Source organism: Shewanella sp. 10N.286.52.C2 (assembly GCF_002874545.1).
In the GTDB taxonomy this organism is placed as follows: domain Bacteria; phylum Pseudomonadota; class Gammaproteobacteria; order Enterobacterales; family Shewanellaceae; genus Shewanella.
Map to the genome: position 1 here is coordinate 33,515 of NZ_MCTV01000015.1, position 25,254 is coordinate 58,768.

Consider the following 25,254-nt stretch of genomic DNA (forward strand, 5'->3'; position numbering starts at 1 on the left):
AGTTAACAGCTCACAATAGTTTGCGCCATTTTACGGCGTAAATAGGCAATTTGCTGCATGTGCGGTAAATCTTTGGGACAAGCATCTTGGCAGCCCAGTAAAGTCATACAGCCAAATACGCCGTCTTGATTACCTATCACATGATAGAAATCTTCTGCGCTGCGAATATCACGGCTATCCATTTCAAAGCGGGCGATTTTCATCATCCCCACAGCGCCAACAAAGCTGTCTTTCATTTGCTTAGTGGCACATGCAGACACACAAACACCACATTCAACGCAGCGTTCAAGCTCATACAGTTTTGCAGCTTCAGCTGGATCCATTGGCGTTTCTAAGCGATGAATATCAATATCGTTGGCATCAGGTTGCAACCATAACTGCAGTCGCTCAGCTAGCTCGCGCATGAATTTACCCGTGTTCACTGACAAGTCACCAATTAACTCAAAACCCGGTAACGGCATTAGGGTAATGTTACCGTCAGGGAAATTAGCGGTTAAGGTTCTACAAGCCAATGTAGGTTTGCCATTAATCACCATAGCGCAACTGCCACAGATCCCTGCGCGGCAGACAAAATCAAACTGCAGTGAAGGATCTTGTTGCTCACGCAGCATATTAAGCGCAATAAATACTGTCATTCCAGGCGCTTCAGTGAGCTCATATGTGACCATTTTAGGTTTATCGCTTGGATCTTGTGGATCGTAACGAAAGATATTAAAACTGATAGTTCGTGGGCTGGTCATTAGCTCTTTTCTCCTGACGCCAAAAAGGTGTCACTTAATCTTTCATTACGCGGACGCAAGCTTTCTGGTAAATCAAATGGCATAACGGCTGCTTGTTTTTCAACGCGGTCTGCATCGTCACCCAGCTCAGCGAGGATTTTTTCAATTTCAACTTCACGGGCAGCAGTATCAGGATGCGCAATGGCATTGTCGTTACCATAACCACGATAACCTGGCGGCAACTCCATCTTCATCACATCAAGTTGCTCGTAAGTTAGCTTGGGCTCAAGGGCGTTTTCGTCTGGCCAAGTTGATAAAGTGCGGTTGAGCCATTCTTTATCATTACGTTGCGGGTAATCTTCACGAGCATGGGCACCGCGGCTTTCTGTACGGGCATTGGCGCCGCACGCAACCGTTAAGGCAACCCGCAGCATACGCGGCACACGTAACGCTTCCACCAGCTCAGGGTTCCCATGACGTTTTTTACATTTAAGGCCAATACTTTTACTGCGAACCAGTAATTCTTTTAATTCAGCAATGGCTTTTTCAAGCTCAGGACCATTGCGGAAAATACCTACGTAATCCATCATGATGCGCTGCATTTCCAGTTTGATATCAAACACATTTTCAGTGCCCTTACCGACTAACAAGCCGTTGATTTCTTGCTGCATCTTAGCCATGCTGGCTTCAATTTCGGCTGTATTGATTTCAAGGGTGTTCTTTTCACAAAAATCAGCCACGTACTTACCGATGATCATACCGCCAACTACAGTTTCAGCCAGAGAATTTCCACCTAAACGGTTAAAGCCATGCATATCCCAACACGCAGCCTCACCCACGCTAAATAAGCCTGCTAATTGCGGGCTTTCACCGGTAGCATTAGTACGAATACCGCCCATTGAGTAATGCTGAGTCGGACGCACTGGGATCCAGTCTTTGGCAGGATCTATGCCCAAGAAATTTTCACAAATCTCTTTCACTTCTCTAAGGTTGGTTTCAACGTGTTTGCGCCCAAGCAAAGTGATATCAAGCCATAAATGCGGCCCATAAGGGCTATCAACGCCTTTATCTTTACGCATATGTTCAGTCATGCGCCGTGAGACCACATCTCGAGAGGCGAGCTCTTTCTTTTCAGGCTCATAATCTGGCATGAAACGATGACCGTCTTTATCTCGCAGTAAGCCGCCATCACCTCGGCAACCTTCCGTGGTTAAGATCCCCACTGGTACAATCGCTGTTGGGTGAAATTGCACCGCTTCCATATTGCCTAATGTGGCAACGCCAGTATCTAACGCCAATGCTTGGCCAATGCCTTCACAGATAATGGCATTGGTAGAGACTTCATAAATACGGCCATAGCCGCCTGTTGCAATCGTCGTTGATTTACCAATATAGGCACGTAATTCACCCGTAATGAGACAACGGGCAATGACGCCGTGACAACGTTTGCCATCATGAATAAGCGATAATGCTTCAATGCGTTCATGGACAGGAATATCCATTTCAATGGCTTTGTTGTCAACGGCATACAGTAGTGAGTGGCCGGTGCCGTCGGCGGTATAGCAAGTACGCCATTTTTTAGTCCCGCCAAAGTCACGGGCATTAATTAATCCGTGGGCTTGCTCGGCTTCAGTAATGGTGACCTTTTCGGCGTTCACCACCACTTCACGATCGCCAGCACTAATACGTGACCAAGGCACGCCCCAATTAGCAAGTTCTCGCACCGCTTTAGGTGCGCAATGGGCAAACATGCGCGCCACATCTTGATCGCAGCCCCAGTCAGAGCCTTTTACTGTGTCTTGAAAGTGGACGTCTTCATCGTCACCCATGCCTTTAACTGTATTACCAAGGCTGGCTTGCATACCGCCTTGGGCTGCAGCAGAATGGGAACGTTTGGCAGGTATTAATGACAGCACCACGGTATCTAAACCACGCTCTTTGGAGGCGATTGCCACACGTAAACCAGCAAGACCGGCGCCGACAACTAATGAATCTGTATAAATAATTTTCACTGGCATTCCTTTAATACGGTATTAGGCTTTGTATTTCTAAGCGATAAACTCAATGGTGCATGACTGTGCACAGTCACTGTGTCTTTAACTCGGTACAAAAGGCGTTACGGGTAACTCCAACGATTGCCCAATAAAGATGTAGGTCAATAAACTTGCGATACCAATAATCATTAAGTAAACCACCATTATTTTGGCAAGCTTAAGCGCCGCCATACGCTTTGTGGTCACGCCCCACTTTACCGCTAGGCGATAGAGACCAAACATGGCATGCAATACCACAGCAGGTAATAGCAAGACATACAGCATCCACACATCTTGGTGGTAAACACGCTCAGCCGATAAATGCGGGCCGATTTCAGGATTGGTGATCATGTCAAACAAGTGAACGGGGGCGAGAAAGAACAGTAAAAAACCCGTAATTAACTGCCAAAACCAAATTTTAGTATCTTGGTGAGGCATAATGGTCATTTGACTTCTAAGTGCCCGCCATTGCTTTATTTGTGCAGGAAAGCGACGTAAGGCAAATACAGCGTGGATTAATAAGACTATCAGCATAAATGCCGAAATGAATTTAGTCAGAACAGGAAAGCCATGGCCAGTTTCACTGAACATGCCCCCTTCTAAGAAGTGGCCTACATGATAAAAGGCTTCTTTACTGATCAAAATACTCGACTCAAAATGCAGATGCATAATGATGAATATGCCAAGTAACAGGCCAGTTGCACTTTGAAGCATATCGGCCCGAGCGGCCCATACAGGATGAGAGAATCCGCTGGTCTTTTTTGCTGCAGAGGTTAGCGCTTCAAGAGCGGGTTGATCAGCCATAAATTTGCACGTCCTGTAAATTCAATATGACTTATGACCATATCAAGTTCACAAACGGTAGCAATAACCAAAAACCAGCAAGTGACCCAGATCACCCACCGCAAGGCAAGAGTCAGACGCAGATCACACCAACGCAAATCGTGAGATGTTAGCAAGCCACTGCGCTTTGAGATAAAGATTTGAACTTGATATCAAACCCTCTAAACATAAGACTAAATAGCCACAGCTTGTTGTAATTGCAGGCAATGTTGCCGCAGTTTATCACGCATTAACAACATGGCAGGGCTGACATGCTGTCGCCCTGCACAAATGAGATTCAACGGCATCGCCTCACTGGTAAATCCAGGCAATATCTGTTGCAGTCGACCGCTATTTAAATCATCTACAACATCTAAAGCCGATTTAAATACAATGCCTTGGCCTGATACTGCCCACCGACGAGTGACATCAGCATCATTGCTACTTCGATCACCACTCACCCGTATTTTAAAGCTCTGCTGCTCGTTAATTAACGTCCACAAATCATAATTACGTTCATCAACCTTATAAATTAAACAATTGTGCTGCGCTAATTCAGCTGGGCTTTTAGGTTCGCCATGATGCTGAATATAAGCAGAAGAGGCACATAACACCCGTTGAGTATGACAAATATTAAACGCCACTTGGCTTGAATCAGGCGGTATGCCATAACGTAACGCCATATCAATTTTATCGTGCTGAAAATGGCTAAGGCTATCGCCTATATGCAGTTGAATGGTTAAATCTGGATACTGCAGTAGAAAACTGTCTAACCAAGGTAAGAATACATTCCGGCCAAAGTCAGAAGAGACTGAGATATTGAGCTGACCTGAGATTTGACCTTTTTCGGTTAACAAGGCTTGCTGGCCTAATTGCAATTGCGCCAGCGCCTCGCGACAATGGATCAGATAATGCTCACCTTCGGCGGTCAGACGCAAACTACGAGTGGTGCGAATAAACAGTACGCTATTTAACTGTTTCTCTAATCGTTTTAATGCTGCACTTGCCGCAGCAGCTGAAATATCTAGCTCAACTGCAGCAGCGCCAATACTGCCGCAATCAGCCACTCGCACAAACAGGTGTAAATCATTTATCTGCATTGTCTGGACCTTAATCTCACATCTTAATCATTCATTACTAAAATAATTTTGATAACGATACAAATATTACCCTCTAAATCATCATAGTCAATTTGACTCAAATACACTCATCGCGGTGAAATAGTCCCACAATCAGTCCACTTCTGAAGTGTAAAAACCAATGTTTCACAACAAATATCAGCCGCTAAATAGTTATCATTTGGCGCGTTTTTGCTTTTTGGCCGATAAACCCAAAGGAATATCTGCCACCTCGTTATGGCATCAGCTATAATAGCCGCCAATTCATGTTTAATTTTATTATCAGTTAGGAAAATCCCATGCCTTGGATCCAATTACGAATTCACACTCATCGCGATCATGCAGACATGCTAGGCGACTTATTGATGGATCAAGGTTCTGTGTCTATCACCTACGAAGACGGCCAAGATGAGCCAATTTTCGAGCCTAAACTAGGTGAAACACCTTTATGGCAAGACACCATATTAATGGCCTTATTTGATGCTGGCACTGATTTAGCACCGACCATAGAGTTATTAGAGTCAGTTCCCTGCTTAGGTAAAGGCTTTAACCATAAAATTGAACAAGTAGAAGATAAAGACTGGGTTCGTGAATGGATGGACAGCTTCCACCCCATCAAATTTGGTCAGCGTTTATGGATTTGCCCAAGCTGGCGTGACATCCCTGAACCAGACGCAGTAAATGTTATTCTTGATCCAGGTTTAGCCTTCGGTACTGGTACTCACCCAACCACCGCATTATGTTTAGAGTGGTTAGACAGCTTAGATTTGTCAGATAAAGAAGTTATCGACTTTGGTTGTGGCTCAGGCATCTTAGCCATTGCTGCATTAAAGCTTGGCGCGAAGAAGGTCACCGGGGTTGATATTGACTATCAAGCCATTGATGCATCGACAGCCAATGCCGAGCGCAACGGTGTTGTCGAGCAGTTGTCACTGTATTTACCCGAAAACCAACCAGAAAATTTACAGGCTGATATCTTAGTCGCTAACATCTTAGCCGGCCCACTGCGCGAGCTTGCCCCATTGATTGCAGAGAAAGTCAAAACAGGTGGTAAGTTAGCCCTTTCAGGCTTACTACAAGAGCAAGCAGAAGAAGTATCACAATTCTACAGCCAATGGTTCATCATGGATGAAGCGGCTCACAAAGAAGACTGGAGCCGCTTGACAGGCACCCGCAAATAACGGTAAAGGCAGCACACCCCTTATGACAGCTAGTTTTACGCCAAAAGGGGCGCTGACGACTCCACAACTAAAAGTCAAGCAAAAAAGTTATCTTTAGTTCATTTATTGACCTTTTCAGGACGGTAAAAAAGGGCTAATATAGCGCCCCTTTGACGAGCATGGTGAATAACTCAATGCAAATTGGCCCCTATCAACTGAAAAATCAGCTGATCGTGGCACCAATGGCAGGTGTCACCGATCGCGCTTTTCGAAATCTTTGTTTACGTTATGGCGCAGGCCTAGCGGTTTCAGAGATGCTTTCATCTAATCCCGAAGTTTGGGATACCGATAAAAGCCGCCAGCGCATGATGCATTCTGGTGAAGAAGGTATTCGTTCAGTACAAATTGCAGGTGCAGATCCTGATTTAATGGCTGCGGCCGCCCAGTTCAACGTTGAACAAGGCGCTCACATCATTGACATCAATATGGGCTGCCCTGCCAAAAAAGTGAATAAGAAGCTTGCTGGATCAGCATTAATGCAAGATCCCCAGCTAGTAAAAGCGATTTTACAGGCTGTTGTTAGTGCAGTTGATGTACCGGTAACGCTAAAGATTCGCACAGGCTGGCAACCTGAACACCGTAATGGTGTTGAAATTGCTCATATTGCCGAAGATTGTGGCATTGCCTCCTTAGCCGTTCACGGCCGCACTAGGCAGTGTATGTATAAAGGCTTTGCCGAATACGACACGATTAAAGCAATAAAACAAAATGTCTCAATCCCTGTTGTTGCCAATGGAGATATCGACAGTCCAGAAAAAGCTAAGTTCGTCTTAGACTACACTGGCGCCGATGCTGTAATGGTAGGACGAGGAGCCCAAGGCAGACCGTGGATTTTTAGAGAAATTCACCACTACTTGGAAACAGGTAACAAATTACCGCCAGTTGAGGCAAGCGAGCAACGAGAAATCATGCTCGAACACCTTAACGCTTTGTACGAATTGTACGGCGAGTACAAAGGTGTCCGATTTGCTAGAAAGCACATGGGATGGTACCTAAACCAAGAAGAGCAGCGTCAATTTCGTGCTGACTTCAATAGGCTTGAAACCGCTGAACAGCAATATTCCCTTGTGGAATGTTACTTTGATGAATTAGTTAATTTTTAATATAAAGAGCAGAATAGAATGTTTGATCAGACAACTAACACAGAAGTTCACCAGCTAACCGTAGGTAAGATTGAAACCGCTAACGGTACAATCAAGCCACAATTATTACGTGACGCAGTTAAGCGCGCAGTAACAAACTTCTTCTCTCAGTTAGACGGTCAAGAAGCGTCTGAAGTATATGAAATGGTATTAAGTGAAGTTGAAGCACCTTTACTAGACATCATCATGCAACACACACGTGGCAACCAAACACGTGCAGCGAACATGCTAGGTATTAACCGTGGCACTTTACGCAAAAAATTAAAAAAATACGGCATGAACTAAGACTTAACGTCTAAGTGATTGTAAGAAAACGGGCTTTCCAGCAATGGAAAGCCCGTTTTTGTTGATATGTCCCCCATATGTACCCCCGTTGTTTTGTTGCCCCTTCCTGTATTCGATTCCGCTTTCCTTCAACGTAATTCCGAAGCTAAAACTTTAACTTTTACTCATGGTTAAATATCAGATAATGATACAAAAAATGCTTAGTGCGTCAGATTATGTCGCAGGGTAGTATTATGCTCATGGCATAGATAATCGGGAGAACATCGATGCAAATCAATATCCAACGCCAAATTGCCATGCTGGAACAAATACCTGCTCATCCAAGGCGCATTACCGCTAATGACATCACTGCAAGACTGCAAAGTCGTGATTTTGATATTGGATTAAGAACCGTGCAGCGGGAATTAAAAGCCATGTACGACATGGGGCTGTTTGGCATAGTGCTCGATGACAGAAGCAAGCCTTTTGGCTGGTCGATTGCCGCCTGTTGGCGTGGTCTTAACTTGACCTTGATGGATAATCACATGGCATTGGCATTTTACACCCTAAAGCACAGTGCTAGCCAACTGCTGCCTCCCCAAAGCCTTAAGCAGTTGACCCCTTATTTTGACCGTGCAGATCAAATATTAGGAAATGATCCTGATAACCCTTGGCTTTACTGGGCCTGCCGCGTGGCGCAGTTACCTAAACCTTTTCCTTTTATAATTGAGCAGCAAGATCCACAAATATTTGAAGCTGTGCAATCGGCACTGCTTAACAAGCGCCAGATTGCCTGCCAAATAAAGCGAGTGATCCAAGGGAAAAGCTATTGGCTTGATTACACGCCCATTAATCCTGAAGGTATACAAATATCAGATGGTGTCGCACTACTGACCTTTACCATTGGCACGGTTGAGCCAAAACTTTTTGCCAAATCCATCGACTTACTACGTAATGTGCGAGTGCTGGACACCCCTTCCATTACTCGAAGTGAAGCTAATATTGCCCGTAGAAAAATGGAAAACCAAGCGGAGTTGATTGATATTGAATTGCTTTTTTCTGCATCAGCAAACTTTATCATGCGCAATGCCAAGCTCAGTGACAATCAAACTGTTAAGCAGTTAGAAGATAAACGCTATCTGGTTGAAGCAACCGTTGAAGACACCTCAGGATTAAGAACATTGTTGTGGAGCATGGCTGACAATGTCGAAGTGCTGGCACCAGCCAAATTAAGAGCCCATTTCACTCGATTAATTAACAAGGTCAATGCGCGCTATCAAATTGCTGCGTCTTAGGCTGTCGCACCCTTAAGTTACGCTGTTTAGCGTAACTTCAAGGAGATGAATCGATGTTTGACTTACTGACGCAAAACAGCCCATCACCTCGCATTGCCGTTTTCGGTGTGGGAGGCTGCGGCTGCAATACCATAAATCAACTTAGCCAATCGCCATTCAATGACAACGTCCTGCTGATTGCCGTCAATACTGATGCACAATCACTGCAGGCCTCTCAATCTAGCACTCGATTACAAATTGGCATTGAAGCCACTAAAGGATTAGGTGCGGGCGCTAAGCCCGAAAAAGGTCAAGCTGCTGCGCAGGAGTCTGAAGCACAAATAAAAGAGCTTATTGAACTCGCCGACATCATTTTTATTACTGGCGGTATGGGCGGCGGCACTGGCACTGGCGCCATCCCGTTCATGGCTTCAGTCGCCGCAGCGCTAAATAAACCATTAATTGCCGTGGTTACCACCCCTTTTAGTTTTGAAGGCCAGCAAAGGAATCTTCTGGCCAATAAAGGCGTCGATAAATTAATGCAGCACGCCAATGCTGTAATCGTGTTACCTAATGACAAACTGGCTAAAACTCTGGATAAGAAAGTCAGCCTAGTTAACGCCTTTTTTGAAAGTAACCGTATTTTGCAAGATGTATTGCTGGGGTTAACCACCACCATTAGCCAATCAGGTTTGATTAATATCGATCTCAATGATTTCATTGCGGTGGTAAATCACCATGGACGAGCCGCTATGGGAGTGGCGAAGCAAATGCCAGGTGCAGATATCCAAGTGACGATTAATAGCGCCCTTAAAAATCCATTACTGGAAGACGTTGAGCTGACTCATGCCAAAGGAGCGATTGTCAGTGTGATGGCATCTGAAAATATTGAGCTCAGCCAATATAATATGATTGGCGAAACCCTGCAGCAGCAACTCGACCCTAGTGCATTGGTGATAATTGGATTAACCATAGTGCCTGAGCTGGATTGCGAGCTGGAATTGATGGTGATTGCCACCGGTATTCAAGCCACAACCGACCAATCAGTAATCATTATGGATGATGCTAAAGTACCGCCTTCAACAGACCGCTTTGCATCAGTAGAGCTGCTTAATCTTCACGATTTTCTAAAAGAAAAGTCTGTAGGCAGTAACGATGATAATCATTGCTTAGCTGAGCTCGATGTCCCGACTTATACCCGTAACTTAAATCAAAAAACAGCAGGGCAATAATATCGGCCCCTAGGGTGAGCCGCTAGCTGCTGCTATATCTTTGATAGCATCAGAGAAGGCTCACTCCTTTCAAGTCGATCGACTTCGGCAGTACTAACTTGGCTTTATCAACTGCATGGGTGCAACTTTGCCTGCTGTTAGCCTTGCTACTTTGACGATGACTACCACGATAATTTTTACAGCCCCAGAATTCCCCCCGAGCGCTTTTTCTTAGCACCATATCAGCGCCGCAAACGCTGCATAACGGTGTGGTATGGGCGCATTGATCATTAAGACAGACTTTAAAGCCTGCAAAGCGTTTACGGGTCATGGGGCTTGCACAAAGCTCGCAGCCTGCTTCTTTGTGGTCGCACAAAGGAAAGTGGCAACAGGAATAGAATGATTTAAAGTTACCGGTTCTTTGCTTTAATACTCCTGTGGTGCAGCGAACACAGTTAATATCTTCAAACAGCCTTTGCACTATAGAGGTCGTAAATTCTGCTTGCTCAATGGCATAACCATCTTGAATAAGCTCTGTGACAAACGGGCTGACGTCGGTCATATCGGCCAGCACATAGGCGCGATGCTTAGCACGGGTTAACGCCACATAAAATAACCGTCGCTCTTCAGCGTACTTAAAGTCTTCTTCTTTTGCTAAAAAGGCATCTAACAAAGGCGGGATGATTTTATTTGATGGAAAGCCATGCAGGCCGGTTTTCATCCCGATGATCACCACATAGTCAGCCTCTTTACCTTTAGCGCCATGAAAGGACTGACACTCAATGGTTATATTGGAGTATTGCTGATTCAGTAGTCTTAGGGCGTTACTATCTGGCAGCTGAAACCAAAACCGAGCCAGTAAGTACACTGTCGGTTGTTTTGTACCAGCTTTAAGCTTATTGACCCTAGCACTAATCGCCGACAATGCTTGTGCTACCGCATTAGGGCTTGGGTTGTCACCTGTGGCGGCTTCATTTTCGCCGCGCTTAATCACTGATACCGCCGCTTGGGTCACTGTCACGTTGGAGCGAATCTGTTTTTTAAGCTGCGCCGGATTTTGAGTGACAAACTGGGTAGCAACATCGCCAATGCTGCTATTAAATCTAAATGTTTGGTCAAGATAGCTTGTCGCAGCTGCGCCAAAATAGTCACTAAAATGGGTCGTTAGGCTGACATCTGCGCCACTAAAACGATAAATAGCCTGCCAGTCATCGCCAACACAAAATAATGAGGCTGTGGTTTTACTCTGTGCTGAGTAAGCCTGTGTTAATGCTTTAACTAAACGCGCTCTAGGCTCGGAGATATCTTGAAATTCATCCACCATAATATAACGCCACGGGCTAATGAATTGCCCTGTTTGTATATAGTTAAGCGCCTTGGCAATCATGTCTTCAAAATCGATATCGCCATTTGCAGCTAACTGCTGTTGGTAAGCGGTTAATATGGGCTGGAGCAATTCAAATGCCTTACGGCTTTGCTTGGGATCAGTAGCTTGATTAAATAGCTTGTCTAGGCCTTTATTATCAAGGCAAGCCGCTTTGTATAAACCAATAAGCTGACTAAATAATTTGGCTAATTCAGTCACCCGCCCAAGCTCATTAAGGGTTGCCAGTATCGCGTCATCGGGCAGCGGCGCATATTGCAGTTCAAATGCCGTTAATGCCTGTTGCAGTTCTGCCGTTAACTGGCCCTTTTTATGCTGATAGTAAAATAGCTCAATACAGGCAGTATCATGCTGTTGATGTAACTCGCGTTTCCACTGTATCGACTCAAGATAAGCCTGATTATCGATATAACTGGCGGTATTATTAGCCTCATCAATGCCGTAATATTCAATATAAACATCATATTCTGGCAGGTAAAAATCAGGCTGGTACTGGCGAAAATCAACACTACTAACATCATGCTCATACTTGGCTTCATAGCGATATTCAATGCCGTTTTTAAATAGCCAGTTAGCAATATACAGTTCGCCGAAACTCTTAACCCGCTCGCCTTTAAGCGTGCGAATATCATTGTCAGTTAAGTATTGGAAGTACTCGCCTTCGGATTCAAAATCAAATGGGCTTTTTTCCACATAATAATATTGGCTAAAAAACTCACACAGCCGTTTGCGGTAAACCTCATCTTTAAGCAAGTAATCAAGCTGGAGTTGTAACCATTTCTCTTTGGCTTGGTCATCTTCTGCCAATGGTGACAAACTGGGCTGCTTGCCTTCCACTGCTGCAATAATCCTTAAACCAAGGCTGTGGAAGGTGCTGGCTTTGATATCATCAGTGCCGAGTTTTTGTTTGATGCGGTCATCCATTTCATCAGCGGCTTTGCGGCCATAAGCTAACAATAAAATATCCGCTGCTTGCGCTTGACCGCTGGCAACTAAATAGCCTGCACGCCCCACCATTACACTGGTTTTACCGGTGCCAGCCCCTGCCAGTAATAAATTGTTATCATCATCTATAACGCAAGCGCGGCGCTGTTTATCGGTTAATGGCTTTGATTCAACATTATCAAAAAAGTCTGCATATTTGACTAATTGCCTGTCAACATAAGCCGAACGAATTTGCGCTATCTTGGCGTTATTCCAATGATAAAAGCCAGATAATTTCACTAACGCAGCGTTAAGCGTTACCGATAACCCCGCCGATTTACACCATGGAAACCAGCGGCGATATTCACGTTTAATGCGAGGCTGCATTTGCCCAAGTAACGACTGACGTAAATACTTATTCGCTAAGGTATGCTCAATGCGGGCAACTAACTCACACAGCTGCTGCTCATGAGCTTGCGCCCAATATTGTTCAATGTCTTGTTTGAATTTGGCTTTAGAAAAGTAGCCCAGAAATGGCACCTGATAAAACTGGCCTTGGGCTTGAAATCGAAGCAAACTGCCTAAAAAGCTTGGGGTAAACTCGGCTGGCGCAACCAGTTGCTGCCAAGTAAATTGTTGCAGCTGAGGTACAGGTTTTACTGTAAACCAATGCCTAAATAAACGACCTTGCTGAGCACGAAACTCAATGCCATTAGCCGATAATTTAATGGCATCTGCAGCGCCTAAATACAGGCGCCCAAACCAACTATGCTTGATCGTTTTTTCTGATTTTTTAAATTTTTCTGGTAACAATTTACAACCTACGACTTAATGGCTGAACAGCAAACTATTGATATTTAGGCGTCACTATAGCTTAATCTTAAGCGCCTAAGCATGATCTTTATCTGCTAATGATTTAGCGATGGGCAATTGAGTTAACCGCAACTGGGGTTAATGAGATAGACAGGCGTTTTATGTAAGCAGGCTTGCGGGCTATCGCTATGAGTAAGCTCAAAAGATAGCGATTAAGATCTCGTCTAATTTAGAGCTATGAATAGGCTTAGTGACAACCTCAGTACACCCCATGCTGATCATATCGATACGGGTTTGCTCAAAAGCATCTGCGGTACAGCCAATAATTAACGGCTCATTAGCCAAGTTTAACGCTTTAATTGCCTTGGTCGCGGCAATGCCGTCCATCACCGGCATATGATTATCCATGATCACCAAGTCAAAGTGTGTTGCTTGCACTTTATCGACACCAATTTGACCGTTTTCAGCGACCTCACAATCAAAGCCGCGTTTGTTGAGGAACATCTTCATCACTTTTACATTGATTTTATTATCTTCAACAATAAGCACTTTTAAACCTGAGCCATCAAACATAGAGCTATGATGACCTGTGACCTGTTGCGGTTTGGCATCTAATTTAATCGGTATACTCACTCTAAACTGGCTACCTACCCCCAGCTCACTATTGAGTTCTATGCTACCTCCCATAACATTCACCAGCTCAGAGATAATCGCCAGCCCCAGCCCAGTGCCGCCAAACCGACGGGTGGTATCCGCTTCAGCTTGAGAGAATGCCTGAAAAACATAATCTTGTTTATCTTTATTAATACCAATACCGCTATCAGACACAATAATTTCTAATAACGGCTCAGCCTCATTATTGATGACGTTAATTGACGCGGCAATATGGCCTTGAGGGGTAAACTTCCACGCATTATTGAGCAAGTTTTGTAGTATTTGTTGAATTCGGATCTTATCAGCGACACAAACTTTATCTTGCTCGCCAGCCGACTCAAAGCTAAATGCCAAGCCTTTTTCATCGCACAAGGCTTTATAAATCGGTTCAACTTCCGACTTGAGTTCGTTGATGGTAAAACGGGTTAAATTTAAGGTTAATTTCCCCGCTTCAATTTTTGAAAAATCCAAAATATCATTGAGCACAGATAGCATGTGCTTTCCTGATCTCAATAAGGTATTGACCATCTCTTCTTGTTCAACATTAAGAGAAGTGTCTTTAATCAGTTCTGTCATACCTAACACGCCATTCATTGGAGTGCGAAGCTCATGACTCATTGATGCTAAAAACTGCGATTTTGAGATATTTGCGGCATCGGCTTTTTTGGCAGTGAGTTTTAACGAGTCTTCCAATTCTTTGCGCTCAGTAATATCACGCTCAACCGCCATAAAACCTTCTAGCTCACCTGAATCATCATACAGCGGCCCAATTTGCACCTCTAACCAATAGGCTTCGTTACTCTTGGTGTAGTTAATTATCTCAAAAGTACCAAAGCCTCTATTTTTTATTAGCTCACCAATTTTACGAGCCGTTACTTTGCTAGTCTTTGGCCCTTGCAGTAAATCTGCGGGTTTCATGCCCAACACTTCATGTTTTTTATAGCCTGTCATCTTCTCAAATGCACCATTGACCCAAATTATTTTGATATCAGGATCGGTAAATACCACCGCATCTCGCATATATTTGACAACCCGCGCAAGTCGAGTTGATTCAGCCTCTTTATTTTTTAAATTTTCCGCCTGTTGCTCAAGTAATTGCTGTGAGCGAGCTAATGACTGAAAGGGGGATACTAAGATTTTTCTACCCAAAAAATACAAGAGTAAAATGGTCATACTGGTAGCAAGCAGCATTCTAAGAAATAAGCTTCGTAAGAAGTCTGACTCTATTTTTTCAACAAATTGTGGCGATGATGCATACAGAAGATAAATATCAAATTGGGGGATCATTTTCGCTTGAGCCTGCCAGCCACCCTGGGGAGACATAGCCCAGTTAAACCTGTCTTGTCTGATCCCAAACCAATGATTTTTATCTGCAATTAATCGACCTATTAATTGCGAGTCATTTAACTGGATAATATAAGCAGTCAAGCCCTCAGCTAATGCGTGATATCGTATCGGCTCAGTGATTAATAAGTAATCTTGGCCACGCTCGTTAAAAAAGATATAGTTGTTATCATTAAGAATTGACTCATCATTAATCCCCTCAACCAGGTAATGTCTTAGTTGCTCCCCAAGCTCAAATTCAAGATAAATGCCCTCGCCAGCAAAGTCATACAGGTTCACAAAAGTATCTACATCATGTGGTTTTATCAGTGATAGTTGGTCATGTAAGGTATGTTTATCATCAACACCTTCTAGCGTCGCGCTGATAACATCAGGGTAAGTGGATATTTTATTAACATCCCTTTCATGGGCGCCGATGAACTCGGCAACGTATTGTTCAATTGCAGAAAATTTACCTTTTAAATTCTCTTCATTGATGAGTTTTGCAGTTTCAGCGGCCTGATTGGACACAAAAATATAACTGGACGCCATAAAGGTAATGGCCCCCAACAAAATAAACAGCGAAAATAAATGCATTCCATTTTTTTTATCAAACCACATAATAAATTCGACGCCTTAGGCTTACTGCTCAATCAATTTAACCGCATTAATATCATCGTATATCGCCATACATAAATCGTTTTCATCTAGCGCCTCATGGGCATCTGGGGCGCTATGGCTAAATACACTAAATGGTGCCTGATATTGTTTTATTAATCCGTCAACCGGCGCTGTCATCGACTCCAGTGCCTGCTTCATTGCGATGCGATTAGTGACTATATTGTCAGTAAAACTGACATTATTGGCGGCTGCGATAAAAATTTTACCGAGATCATAACCATGAACAAAGCCTGCCGGCGATTTGATGTTTTTATCAACAAACTGCTCTGGAAACATAGCTTTAGCATCATTAAAAACCTGCTGATTAAAATCAGTTACCTCTGAGCTATAAAAATTAAAGCATGATTGTATGAAGTGTAAATTTGCTTTATTGCGGATCTCAAATGGCACCACAGTGGCAAAATCCCCACCGGTAATCCCCCAGTGACTGTATATTGAAATATCCAAACCCAGCTCAGCCACAGCGGCTACGATTAACGCCCCTTCTGTGGCCCCTGCGACCATAAATAAGCAGTCAACTTGTTCTTTTTGGGCGGTTGCTAATAATAATCTTGCTTGCGCTGGGTTTATCCCCCAAGCAAACCAAGTTTCCCCCACTTCAGTCATGCCATAAGCCTCAAGGGCAGAAGTCATACTGCGATAATTAGATTTACCCCAAGCGGTATTTTCGAGCATCATGTGTGGTTTTTTACATTGTTTTTGCATCGCAAAATCAACTAAGTGCTTGCCAACTTTTTGATCATCTACCGAAAGCCGAAAAACAAAATTATCTTTTGAGGGGTATCGAGTAATTGGTCCACCAGCAGCCCAAGGGACAAGGGTGAGCAATTGTGACTCATTAATAAAATCTCGATATTTTATTAATGGCGGGGAATGCAGACCGCCTATAAACACTATCCCATTAGGATCTTTCAAAAAACGGTCCATATTCTTTTTGCTTCTGCCGACATTACCTCGATGATCTAAGGTGACAAATTCCACACCAAGGCCACCAAGTTTATTATCTGCCTGTTCAAATGCGACTTTAAAACCCTGTTCAATTGCTAATGACGATTCAATATGACCCGTTCTATCGGCATCAAAGTAAACTTTAAAAAACTTAGGAGAGGCGAGTATCTCGAGGGAATAACTAAATAATAGAAGCAAAAATACAATTTTAAGCATACTGACAATCCTTGGTTGGCATGCGGCAATTTTAGTCAAGCATCTTAGTTATAGCCTACCCTCTGAAAATAACCATATAAACTGTGATGCTATTTGTGCCAGTAACGCAGTCATGCCAAGCTAAGTTAGTTTGATACTCGTTAGGTTTGCCCTACTTTTCAGCCTTACGCAATTTGTATATCTAAGTTTTCAAGCTCATTAACTGAGTCCTTAACTGAGTTAGCTCGCTGCACAATAAACTCGCTAAACACCTTAATCGATTGGCTTTGTTGGTTTTCTGCTAGGCTAACAATACTGAACTTAGCATTCAGTTTCGGCATCAATTGCGGGCTAAGCTGCACCAAGGTGCCCGCTAATAATTCATCACGTACTGCTATTTCTGGAGTTAGCACTACTAAATCTGAATGAAAAATAGCGTCTTTAATTGAGTGAAGCTGATCAAAACGAATTAAACCGGCAGAATCATCTCTTTGTAATTGAAATAAGTCTTCAAATTGATTGGCGATGGTAATGGGCAATTTCAATGGGATCGCCAAAGGATAATCTCTAAATGTCGCTAAATATAATCTCGGCAGCTTAGTAAGCGGGTGATCAGGACGACAACAAAATATCACCGGAAATGGTGGCAGCGCTTGTAAGTGAAGTAATGGGTTATCTTCAAGCTCAGTCGCTTTGGCTTCCGCAACAAACAAATCCAACTTTCCTTGAAGTAACAGCTCTGTTAATGATTGCCAATGATCCACTTTAAAATCAATGGTCATTTTGGGACAAGCCTGAATAAACTGCCCCAATATAGGGCCCACTAAACAGTTTGATGGAATAGGGCTGGCGCCAATGCTAATTTCATGCTCATTTTCACCATGAAAGCTGGCGATATCGCGTTTTAGTTTATCGTGCTGCTTTACAATGTTTTGGCAATGAGCTAATACCATTTCCCCCAAAGGGGTTAGCGTCATATTTTTAGAGTCGCGCTGAAATAGCTTACCACCAACTAATAATTCGAGTTTTTGCAAGCTTTTGGATAGTGACGGCTGAGTAATATTTAACTCTGCGGCAGCTTTATGAAAGTGTTTTAATTCAGCCAATACAACAAAGTATTTAATGTGACGTAATTCCATATCAATCCTACTTATATTTAAACTGAATTATTTAAATTAATATTTCCGTGCTAAAATTTATAAAATAATGTTCACCAACTAATCTTTATCAAATAACATAAAACACTAACTATTAAGCCAACTATTAAATAAATTATTATCTCTAGCTATAAAGATACTTAACGCTATTTAGCAGTAAAAATGTACCATTGTTATTATTTTATTAGTAAAGCTAATGGCGATAGTTCAATTAGCCTAATAATCACAACAATCACCCTGTAGTGACTGTTTCACTTTGTATCACCATAGGCGCCAAGTAAACTCAATTCACTCCATTTAATCTCTTATATAGCTGGTATTTTTATCTAAAAAAAGTCAAACCATTGGTTTTTAAGCTTATTTATTTTATAATTTGATCGCTAGCCTTTATTGTTTTTCACAAAAACTATCAGTTGATTCATAAAATGCATTGGCCGCTAACGCAAATACACGTTAAATATTCATGTGACAAATTTGTTAAAAAATTTGCATTCACAAATAATAACGGAAGAAACGACAATGAAACTGAACAAAGTTCATATAATGACCCTAGCGGCCATTTATGCGGGTGCTGCCGGAGCGAGTGCTGATAGCGCCAATGCTGATGGTGCATACTCGGCCAATATTAAGCCTATAGTTATTACCGATGCAATTAAGCAATATAACGACAATAAAAATAAAGATCGTTTATCTGGAGAGGTAGTGACACAAACTCGAAATAGTAATGGACGTAATGTTCATCGTGCTATTTCAAGTGTTGATCAAAAAGTTCCCTTTGTTTATGAAGATGATGTTGAAGGTGAGCAAACTTATATTATTCAGTTATCTGACAAGCCAGTTTCATTATATCAAGGCGGTGTTGCTGGATTAAATGCTACGACTCCTCGAGCCAGTAAAATCCCGGCGGCATTAAGCCCACAGCTGCATGATAAAGTTGATATCAATAGTACCGATGTACAATCATATCGTAGTTACCTTAGTGAAAAACAAGCTAGCGTAAGCTCGCAAATTACCAGCTTGGTAGGTAACACTAAAACTATCGCTAACTATCAGCTTGCCTTTAACGGTATGTCGATGCGTATGACTCAAGATCAAGCAGCAAGCGTTGCCGGCTTATCTGGTGTTGTCAGTGTGACCCGTGAAATCATCTACCAATTACAAACTGATGTGGGTCCACAGCATATCGGCGCTGACAAGTTTTGGACCGGTGAAGTTACTGGTGAAGCGTTTACCGGTAAAGGTATTGTTGTAGGCGTGCTCGATACCGGGATTAACACCGACCATGAATCGTTTGCAGCACAAGGCGATGATGGCTACGTACATCAATTACCAGCACGATATGATGGTTACATTGGTGATTGTGAGCTAGAAGAGTTTGCCAGCATGTGTAATGACAAGCTTATTGGTGTGCGCTCTTACCCTGCGATTACCGACTCTTATAGCGATGAAAGTTTTCAACCTGATAAAGGTTGGTGGGAAATCGAAGGTCCATTAAGACCTGCAAATGGCGAAGATTACAACGGCCATGGTTCACACACCGCCTCTACCGCTGCCGGTAATGTCATATTAGATAGTACCTATATGGTGCCTGATGTTGGCGTAACCAGTGACGGCAAAGCAACTGACTTAATGTTACCGCGTATTTCAGGTGTCGCGCCGCACGCTAACGTCATTATGTACCAAGTGTGTCACCCAGGTGACGGCAGCTTTAATAATTATACCGGCTGCCCTGGTTCTGCATTACTTGCGGGTATTGAAGATGCAGTCGCCGATGGCGTAGATGTGATTAACTACTCAATTGGTACTGCTTATGGCGCATTCCCATGGGAAGACCCAATGGAGATGGCCTTTTTAGCAGCACGAGAAGCCGGTATTTCGGTATCAGCCTCAGCGGGTAACTCTTTTGACCCTTCTGAAGCAAATGTACGCCGCGGGGCCATTGATCACTTATCCCCTTGGGTGACCTCTGTTGCAGCAACCACTCATACACGTGAGTTTAGTGTTGAAGGTAAAATGCTTACTGGCGCAACTGGCGGCGAGCAAGAGCTACCAGAACTTGTTGGCGGCGGGATTACCGAAGGTTATACAGGCCCTGTGGTTGAAGCAAAAGCCTACGGCTGGGAATATGAAAAATGTAATGAAGCCTTCCCAGCAGGCTTTTTTGATAACTCTCCTGAAGGCATTCCATATGACACTGCGCCAATTGTAGTTTGTAAGCGTGGTGATATCGCTCGTGTACAAAAAGCCATTAACGTAGCCGAAGGCGGTGCAGGTGGTTTTATTTTACGTAACGCCAGCTCTACAGAGTCGGTTAATAACGACCCTTATGTGATCCCCGGTATTCACTTGCCTTATAGTGGTTATTATGGTGATGCTTCAACTAACTGGTTTGGTTTATCAAGCTGGTTATCTAAAGGCAGTGATCATCAGTTAACCATCACGGCTTCAAATGTGGTGACGACTGAACGTGTGCCTAATGCGTTAGCTGACTTCTCATCTCGTGGACATAACTTTGATAACCCTGAAGTCATGTCACCAAACCTTGCCGCTCCTGGTGTTGATATTTATGCGGCATGGGCTGATGAAATGCCGTTTTCTGGTGTAGGTGTACCTGGTGACTACAACACCATTAGTGGTACTTCAATGGCAGCGCCCCATGTTGCAGGTGCAATGGCATTATTAAAGCAAGCACAACCAAGTTGGACACCAGCACAAATTCAGTCAGCATTAATGATGACTGCGAATTTAGCTGAAGTGACTCGCACGGTTGAAACTTACCCCTTTGTTGATTTAGAGCCAGCAGGCTTTAGTGATGCAGGTAGTGGCGTGATTAACGTTGCTCGCGCATTTAAAGCGGGTTTAATCATGGATGAAACCGGTGATAATTACCGCGCGGCGAACCCTAAAAATGGCGGTACAGTGAATACCCTCAACGTGCCATATTTTTACAATGAAAGCTGCAGTGGCACTTGTACCATGATGCGGACATTTACCGCGACAGCTGATGGCAGTTGGACTGTGGATGCTGAGTCGCTGGCAATGGATGGCGCAGATATGCTGTCGCTTGAAGTGTCGCCTAAGACATTTAGCCTTAGCAAAGGCGAAACTCAAGCCATCATGCTCACAGCAACAGTGTTAGAAGTTCAAGCACCGGGTGCAGATTCATCATCTCTACGCTTACTAGGTGATGTGACTATTACCCCTGCAAGCACGGATATGCCAATGCAACATTTACCGGTTAGCATTCGCTACAGTGGTACCAGTATGCCTGAAAATGTGGTCGGTAATATCCACCGCCAACAAGGGCATATTTTAACCCCTGAAATCACCACTGAAGAAATTCAAACCTTTAATAGCCGCGTTAATGGCTTAGTAAAAGCGGAACTTTTTGATGTGCAAATGCAGCGCAGTGATGTGCGCGACTTAGACAATACCGCGCAATCACGTATTGATGATGGTCAAGTGGTTAACTTCTTTGACGTACCAGAAGGCACTAAGCGTATCGTGTGGGAAGTGGTTAAAGCTGACTATAATGCTTATGCATCAATCGATATTGGTATGGATGTCAATAACGACGGTGAGATCCAGTGGAATGAAGAAGCCATTTGTTACTCTCGTATTGATAACAACGATTACTGCGCCATCAATAATCCAACTCCAGGAACTTACTGGGCTTATGGCTCTAACTATAAGTATGATTATGAAGATGCAGCTAACCTTGCTGATAATATGACCTTCGCTTTAGCTATCATCGGTGATCAAGATGACGCTAATCTGACTGCCGTTGGCCCAGATTCATCAAATGGCATGGACCCTTACCGCGTACAGTTAAACTATGATTTAGCTGATGCTGTAGAGGGCGATGTTTATTATGGTTATGTGGGAATTGGTAGCGACAGCTATAACGATGATAACTTAGGTTATATCCCAGTACAGCTTATTCATGACGGTAGCGACACCGAAATTGAAGCAAGCCATACTAGTGCCAAGGCCGGTGATATTGTTGAGTTTGAAGTCAGCCTAGCGCCTAACTTGTTAGGTGGTGAGCGTCAGTTAACCTTAAGTACTGAACTCGCTTCAGGCTTCCAGTTAATTGAAGACAGCGTTCAGGTTTCTGGCTTACCACAATACACTGAAGACATGACAATTGATGGTAATACCATTGCCTTTAATACTGTGCAACCTTCGTCATTAGATACCCCACGTCACTATGTGTTTACCACGAGTCTAGAGGATGCGACGTGTCGTATTCCTGCGCAAATGCAGGGCGCGAGTGACACCTTTGTGGATGTACCAAGTGAGTTTGGTTTCTCTGATTTAGGCATTACTGGCTACTCTAACCAATATTTGAGTATTCCAATGTCAGCGAATGATTTACCTCACGTACCTTTATACGGTGCAGAGCAAGACATGCTGCATGACTTACTTGAAATCTCACCATTTGGTTATGTGAAATTTGACGAAATGCCAGATTTCTATAATTACCATTATGAGTTTAATGATGTGTTCCAAAGCTTCCCTGACACTATGGTTGCCCCATTGTGGCGTGGTGATGTGATGATGCCAGAAGTGGCATTCCGTGAAGATATCGGCGCAGTCACTAACCTAGTATATGGTGCTGTGGTTGATGATTATTATGTGTTCCAGTGGAAAGGTGGTGCAGAAATTAATAACCGCTTTACCGGTAACCGTAACCCAGATGCATCAGCTTACTTTGATGTTGAAACCATTATCTCAACTAAGTTAGATTTTGCCCCTGGTGCCCATGAAATCATGTTTGGTTATCAAGCGCTGCAAACGGCTAACGATCATTTTGGTTCAATTGGTCTACATGGTTATTACGGTGAGCGTGGCACCTACCAGCCTGTCGGTGGTTGGTACAATGACGGTTTTGCCTACAATAACGTTGATGAAAAAGTGGCTGAAGGCATGCTAGTTTGTGCTGATTATCAAGGCCCTGAAAGCTCAGCATTAACGGTTAGCTTCTCTGCCCGTGTATCAGCTGCAGCTGTTGGAATGGATAATGCAGTAACGGTTAGCAGTCAATACGCTGATTCAGAGTTAGTGACGGTATCCCATACGGTTTCATCAGCAAGTAATATTCAAGTTGCAGGTTTTACAGACCAAGTAATTGAAGAGAATAGCTCTCTTACAATGAATGTTGTCTATGCTGACCTTAAAGGCACAGTCAATGGCATTATGGTGGCAGGTGATAACATCACTGCTAAAGTTGAAGGTGATAGCATCACGATTACCCCTGATGCTGACTGGTTTGGTGAAACCATGGTATCTGTAACTGTGCATGATATGGCTTACCCGTCTGATCAAGCAACCACCAGCTTTAAGCTAACGGTTAACTCTGATGGCGTAGAGCCTGTAGCGCCAGCACCTGAAGTTCCTGTTGTTGAAGAGAAAAAATCAAGCGGTGGTAGCTTAGGCTTCTTAGCATTAGGTGTACTAGGTTTATTCGCTGGTCGTCGCCGTAAGCTTCACTAAATATTAAGCTTCACGATTATATAGGCATGTTAAGCAAACAATACCTATGAGAAAGGCCCTCTGATGAGGGCCTTCTTTTTAGTTTGATTTTATTAAACCATGAAAATAACTACACTTAAACTCAGCTTTTAACCTTTAAGAACCGCGTTAATTTATAACGCTTATTCACTAAGTTCTCTCCCACCCAATACAAACCTGACAGTGATAAAAACAAGCCCATTAAGCCAAAAAACCAACTGAAAGGATTATTGAAACTGCCTTGATGTAAGTAATCCATAAAATGTAATTTGAACATCAAATCTGCCAGTTCAGTGTCGCTATTTTTGTGGCCAATTAACTGGCCATTAATGGCATTGATGTATATTCGTGTCTCAAGATCATCATCCATGTTGATTTGCCATAAGGGATTGCATTCTTTAGGCCACTCGCTAATCGGCGGCTTAAGTTTATTAGCACTGATAACGCTGCCAGGCCCCCTATAACTGTCGATGGCCAGCGTGGTTGCTAACGATAGGTCAATATGAATCACTTCACCGCTATAGGCATTCACTAAGGTTTGCTGCTGACACTCATGTTTATAACGCATTGCGGTTTCAGTCAGTAAATACACGGGATTGCTGTCCAATGATATGAGTGCTAATTGCTGTTGATTCGGATGGTTTGTCAGTACTTGCTTTGCCGTTATTAGTTCTGCAGCATTGAAATTATAGTCTTCATGGGCAGCATGATGACTATATGCCATGCCTTTTAGCGCCTCGTGTGGGGTGATATTAAAGTAAATACCAGTCCCTAGCCAAATCAAAAATTGTAGGCTAACTAACGCGCCTACCCAGTAATGCCAGACTCGGATCAAATGCTGTAACCGCTTGGCTTTCTTGCCTGGTATTTTACTTGTTCTCACGCTCGATTTAGCACTCATTTCACATACCTCTTTCGGCGTTGCCACACTAACACCAGGCCAGAAAAAACAGCGATAAATGCGCTTATTGAAGTATAAAAGAGTAACTGATTATCAATGGCTTCACCGTCGTTATAATCCATGATGTGCCACTTCCAAAACAAATCAAACAAGCGCCAGTATTCATGTCGACGGGTGACCACATCGCCACTTTTAGCGGATATATAGAGGGTTGTCATGCCAATATCGTTAAACTCAGCTCGCCACACAGGAAGATGCCTTGAAGATAACTCAGCTGGTGCATTGTGTTCGATAAGGCTAATTGAGCTTAATTGCGAAGCTGAAACCGATGGTAAATATAAAGCTGCGATTTGACGTGCTTGCTGCTCACTAAAGGGCTCAAGTACCTGACCCGTTTGCGCATCGATGAGTAGCTTATCATCTGCTAAATTGACTTGATAAACCGCTTTACTAAGCACGCTTTTAAGGGATATTTGCTGGGCTTGGGGGTAATCTTGATAGACCTTACCTACCGAATATTGCACTTGATCAGGATCGATCACTTCTACTTCGCTAACCATATGGTCACTGCGAATAAAGCCAATATCCATCAACACAAAGTAGCTACCGGTCACGCTCCATATGATGATGGGAATAGCCAGCACCAGCATTAACCATCGATGGAGAAAGTGCGCAGAAAATATTTTCATCAAGGATTTTCTAGAGTTCAAAATGTGTCGTTACCCTTGTTATTATTTTAATTTATGGTGCGAATACAGTTAATTTTCACTAAATAATAAGCGTCTAAATTACCTGAAACACCTTAATTTTCATAGAAATTTAATTGTGATAGTTTCTTATCAAGGCTTCGCTCGATACTTTATTTTGTGTAAAGTATGCTTGCATATACCGAAAAAAATACTGCTTACCATACGAATAATTACACTGCTCGCTACACTAATAAATACAGTGCTAACC

The 25,254-nt window shown here is 43.2% G+C and carries 16 protein-coding genes; 6 read left to right on the top strand and 10 right to left on the bottom strand.

Going from position 1 to position 25,254, the window contains the following annotated elements; genetic code table 11:
• Positions 1–2 precede the first annotated feature (2 nt).
• From BCU94_RS07385 to BCU94_RS07400, 4 genes are all read right to left on the bottom strand, one after another.
• Positions 3–740 carry a fumarate reductase iron-sulfur subunit gene (locus BCU94_RS07385; protein ID WP_102437003.1) on the bottom strand — a complete coding sequence of 246 codons (738 nt, stop codon included), beginning with the start codon at positions 738–740 and terminating at the stop codon, positions 3–5.
• Complete coding sequence (locus tag BCU94_RS07390) at positions 740–2,731, bottom strand: fumarate reductase flavoprotein subunit (protein WP_102437005.1); 1,992 nt, start codon at positions 2,729–2,731, stop codon at positions 740–742. The genes BCU94_RS07385 and BCU94_RS07390 overlap by 1 nt, the downstream gene beginning before the upstream one ends.
• Positions 2,732–2,815: 84 nt before the next feature.
• Entirely contained in the window at positions 2,816–3,556 is a 741-nt protein-coding gene (locus tag BCU94_RS07395) for a fumarate reductase cytochrome b subunit (protein WP_102437007.1), read from the bottom strand.
• A 212-nt stretch (positions 3,557–3,768) separates the two neighbouring features.
• Complete coding sequence (locus tag BCU94_RS07400; protein ID WP_102437009.1) at positions 3,769–4,674, bottom strand: LysR family transcriptional regulator; 906 nt, start codon at positions 4,672–4,674, stop codon at positions 3,769–3,771.
• Positions 4,675–4,991: 317 nt separating this feature from the next.
• Between BCU94_RS07400 and prmA the strand changes: the two genes are divergently transcribed.
• The 5 genes from prmA to ftsZ all read left to right on the top strand — a co-directional run bounded on the left by prmA (position 4,992) and on the right by ftsZ (position 9,824).
• Positions 4,992–5,873, top strand: coding sequence for a 50S ribosomal protein L11 methyltransferase (prmA, locus tag BCU94_RS07405; protein WP_102437011.1), 882 nt, complete (start codon positions 4,992–4,994; stop codon positions 5,871–5,873).
• Between the two features lie 173 nt (positions 5,874–6,046).
• Positions 6,047–7,015: a tRNA dihydrouridine synthase DusB gene (dusB, locus tag BCU94_RS07410; protein WP_102437013.1), complete on the top strand. Its 969-nt coding sequence runs from the start codon at positions 6,047–6,049 to the stop codon at positions 7,013–7,015.
• An 18-nt stretch (positions 7,016–7,033) separates the two neighbouring features.
• Positions 7,034–7,339, top strand: coding sequence for a DNA-binding transcriptional regulator Fis (gene fis / locus BCU94_RS07415; protein WP_011494902.1), 306 nt, complete (start codon positions 7,034–7,036; stop codon positions 7,337–7,339).
• A 266-nt stretch (positions 7,340–7,605) separates the two neighbouring features.
• Complete coding sequence (locus BCU94_RS07420) at positions 7,606–8,613, top strand: WYL domain-containing protein (RefSeq protein WP_102476032.1); 1,008 nt, start codon at positions 7,606–7,608, stop codon at positions 8,611–8,613.
• Between the two features lie 53 nt (positions 8,614–8,666).
• On the top strand, positions 8,667–9,824 hold the full coding sequence (ftsZ, locus tag BCU94_RS07425) for a cell division protein FtsZ (RefSeq protein WP_102476033.1): 1,158 nt from the start codon (positions 8,667–8,669) through the stop codon (positions 9,822–9,824).
• A 49-nt stretch (positions 9,825–9,873) separates the two neighbouring features.
• On the opposite strand, the gene BCU94_RS07430 is transcribed toward ftsZ, so the two are convergent.
• The 4 genes from BCU94_RS07430 to BCU94_RS07445 form a co-directional block, all read right to left on the bottom strand.
• Positions 9,874–12,924: a UvrD-helicase domain-containing protein gene (locus tag BCU94_RS07430; RefSeq protein WP_102476034.1), complete on the bottom strand. Its 3,051-nt coding sequence runs from the start codon at positions 12,922–12,924 to the stop codon at positions 9,874–9,876.
• A 198-nt stretch (positions 12,925–13,122) separates the two neighbouring features.
• Positions 13,123–15,522 (bottom strand): ATP-binding protein, encoded by a 2,400-nt coding sequence (locus BCU94_RS07435; protein WP_102476035.1) that lies wholly within the window; start codon positions 15,520–15,522, stop codon positions 13,123–13,125.
• Between the two features lie 21 nt (positions 15,523–15,543).
• Positions 15,544–16,746, bottom strand: coding sequence for an ABC transporter substrate-binding protein (locus tag BCU94_RS07440; protein ID WP_102476036.1), 1,203 nt, complete (start codon positions 16,744–16,746; stop codon positions 15,544–15,546).
• A 164-nt stretch (positions 16,747–16,910) separates the two neighbouring features.
• The gene (locus tag BCU94_RS07445; protein WP_102476037.1) at positions 16,911–17,864 is read right to left on the bottom strand and encodes a LysR family transcriptional regulator; all 954 of its coding nucleotides are present in this window, start codon (positions 17,862–17,864) and stop codon (positions 16,911–16,913) included.
• A 537-nt stretch (positions 17,865–18,401) separates the two neighbouring features.
• Here BCU94_RS07445 and BCU94_RS19880 point away from each other — a divergent pair.
• Positions 18,402–23,378, top strand: a complete 4,977-nt coding sequence (locus tag BCU94_RS19880; RefSeq protein WP_102476038.1) for a S8 family serine peptidase — start codon at positions 18,402–18,404, stop codon at positions 23,376–23,378.
• Positions 23,379–23,499: 121 nt separating this feature from the next.
• Here the strand turns inward: BCU94_RS19880 and BCU94_RS07455 are convergent, their stop codons facing one another.
• Together BCU94_RS07455 and BCU94_RS07460 are read right to left on the bottom strand one after the other, a co-directional pair.
• The gene (locus BCU94_RS07455; RefSeq protein ID WP_102440227.1) at positions 23,500–24,297 is read right to left on the bottom strand and encodes a PepSY domain-containing protein; all 798 of its coding nucleotides are present in this window, start codon (positions 24,295–24,297) and stop codon (positions 23,500–23,502) included.
• A complete protein-coding gene (locus tag BCU94_RS07460) occupies positions 24,294–24,986 on the bottom strand; it encodes a peptidase (protein WP_241904972.1) in 693 nt (230 codons plus the stop codon). The genes BCU94_RS07455 and BCU94_RS07460 overlap by 4 nt, the downstream gene beginning before the upstream one ends.
• Between the last annotated feature and the right edge of the window lie 268 nt (positions 24,987–25,254).

What these genes read in the sequence shown, in the direction of transcription:
- BCU94_RS07385 (WP_102437003.1), bottom strand. Translation starts at nt 740, where the DNA reads ATGACCAGCCCACGAACTATCAGTTTTAATATCTTTCGTTACGATCCA.
- BCU94_RS07395 (WP_102437007.1), bottom strand. Translation starts at nt 3,556, where the DNA reads ATGGCTGATCAACCCGCTCTTGAAGCGCTAACCTCTGCAGCAAAAAAG.
- BCU94_RS07400 (WP_102437009.1), bottom strand. Translation starts at nt 4,674, where the DNA reads ATGCAGATAAATGATTTACACCTGTTTGTGCGAGTGGCTGATTGCGGC.
- prmA (WP_102437011.1), top strand. Translation starts at nt 4,992, where the DNA reads ATGCCTTGGATCCAATTACGAATTCACACTCATCGCGATCATGCAGAC.
- dusB (WP_102437013.1), top strand. Translation starts at nt 6,047, where the DNA reads ATGCAAATTGGCCCCTATCAACTGAAAAATCAGCTGATCGTGGCACCA.
- fis (WP_011494902.1), top strand. Translation starts at nt 7,034, where the DNA reads ATGTTTGATCAGACAACTAACACAGAAGTTCACCAGCTAACCGTAGGT.
- BCU94_RS07420 (WP_102476032.1), top strand. Translation starts at nt 7,606, where the DNA reads ATGCAAATCAATATCCAACGCCAAATTGCCATGCTGGAACAAATACCT.
- ftsZ (WP_102476033.1), top strand. Translation starts at nt 8,667, where the DNA reads ATGTTTGACTTACTGACGCAAAACAGCCCATCACCTCGCATTGCCGTT.
- BCU94_RS07435 (WP_102476035.1), bottom strand. Translation starts at nt 15,522, where the DNA reads ATGTGGTTTGATAAAAAAAATGGAATGCATTTATTTTCGCTGTTTATT.
- BCU94_RS07440 (WP_102476036.1), bottom strand. Translation starts at nt 16,746, where the DNA reads ATGCTTAAAATTGTATTTTTGCTTCTATTATTTAGTTATTCCCTCGAG.
- BCU94_RS07445 (WP_102476037.1), bottom strand. Translation starts at nt 17,864, where the DNA reads ATGGAATTACGTCACATTAAATACTTTGTTGTATTGGCTGAATTAAAA.
- BCU94_RS19880 (WP_102476038.1), top strand. Translation starts at nt 18,402, where the DNA reads ATGAAACTGAACAAAGTTCATATAATGACCCTAGCGGCCATTTATGCG.
- BCU94_RS07455 (WP_102440227.1), bottom strand. Translation starts at nt 24,297, where the DNA reads ATGAGTGCTAAATCGAGCGTGAGAACAAGTAAAATACCAGGCAAGAAA.
- BCU94_RS07460 (WP_241904972.1), bottom strand. Translation starts at nt 24,986, where the DNA reads ATGAAAATATTTTCTGCGCACTTTCTCCATCGATGGTTAATGCTGGTG.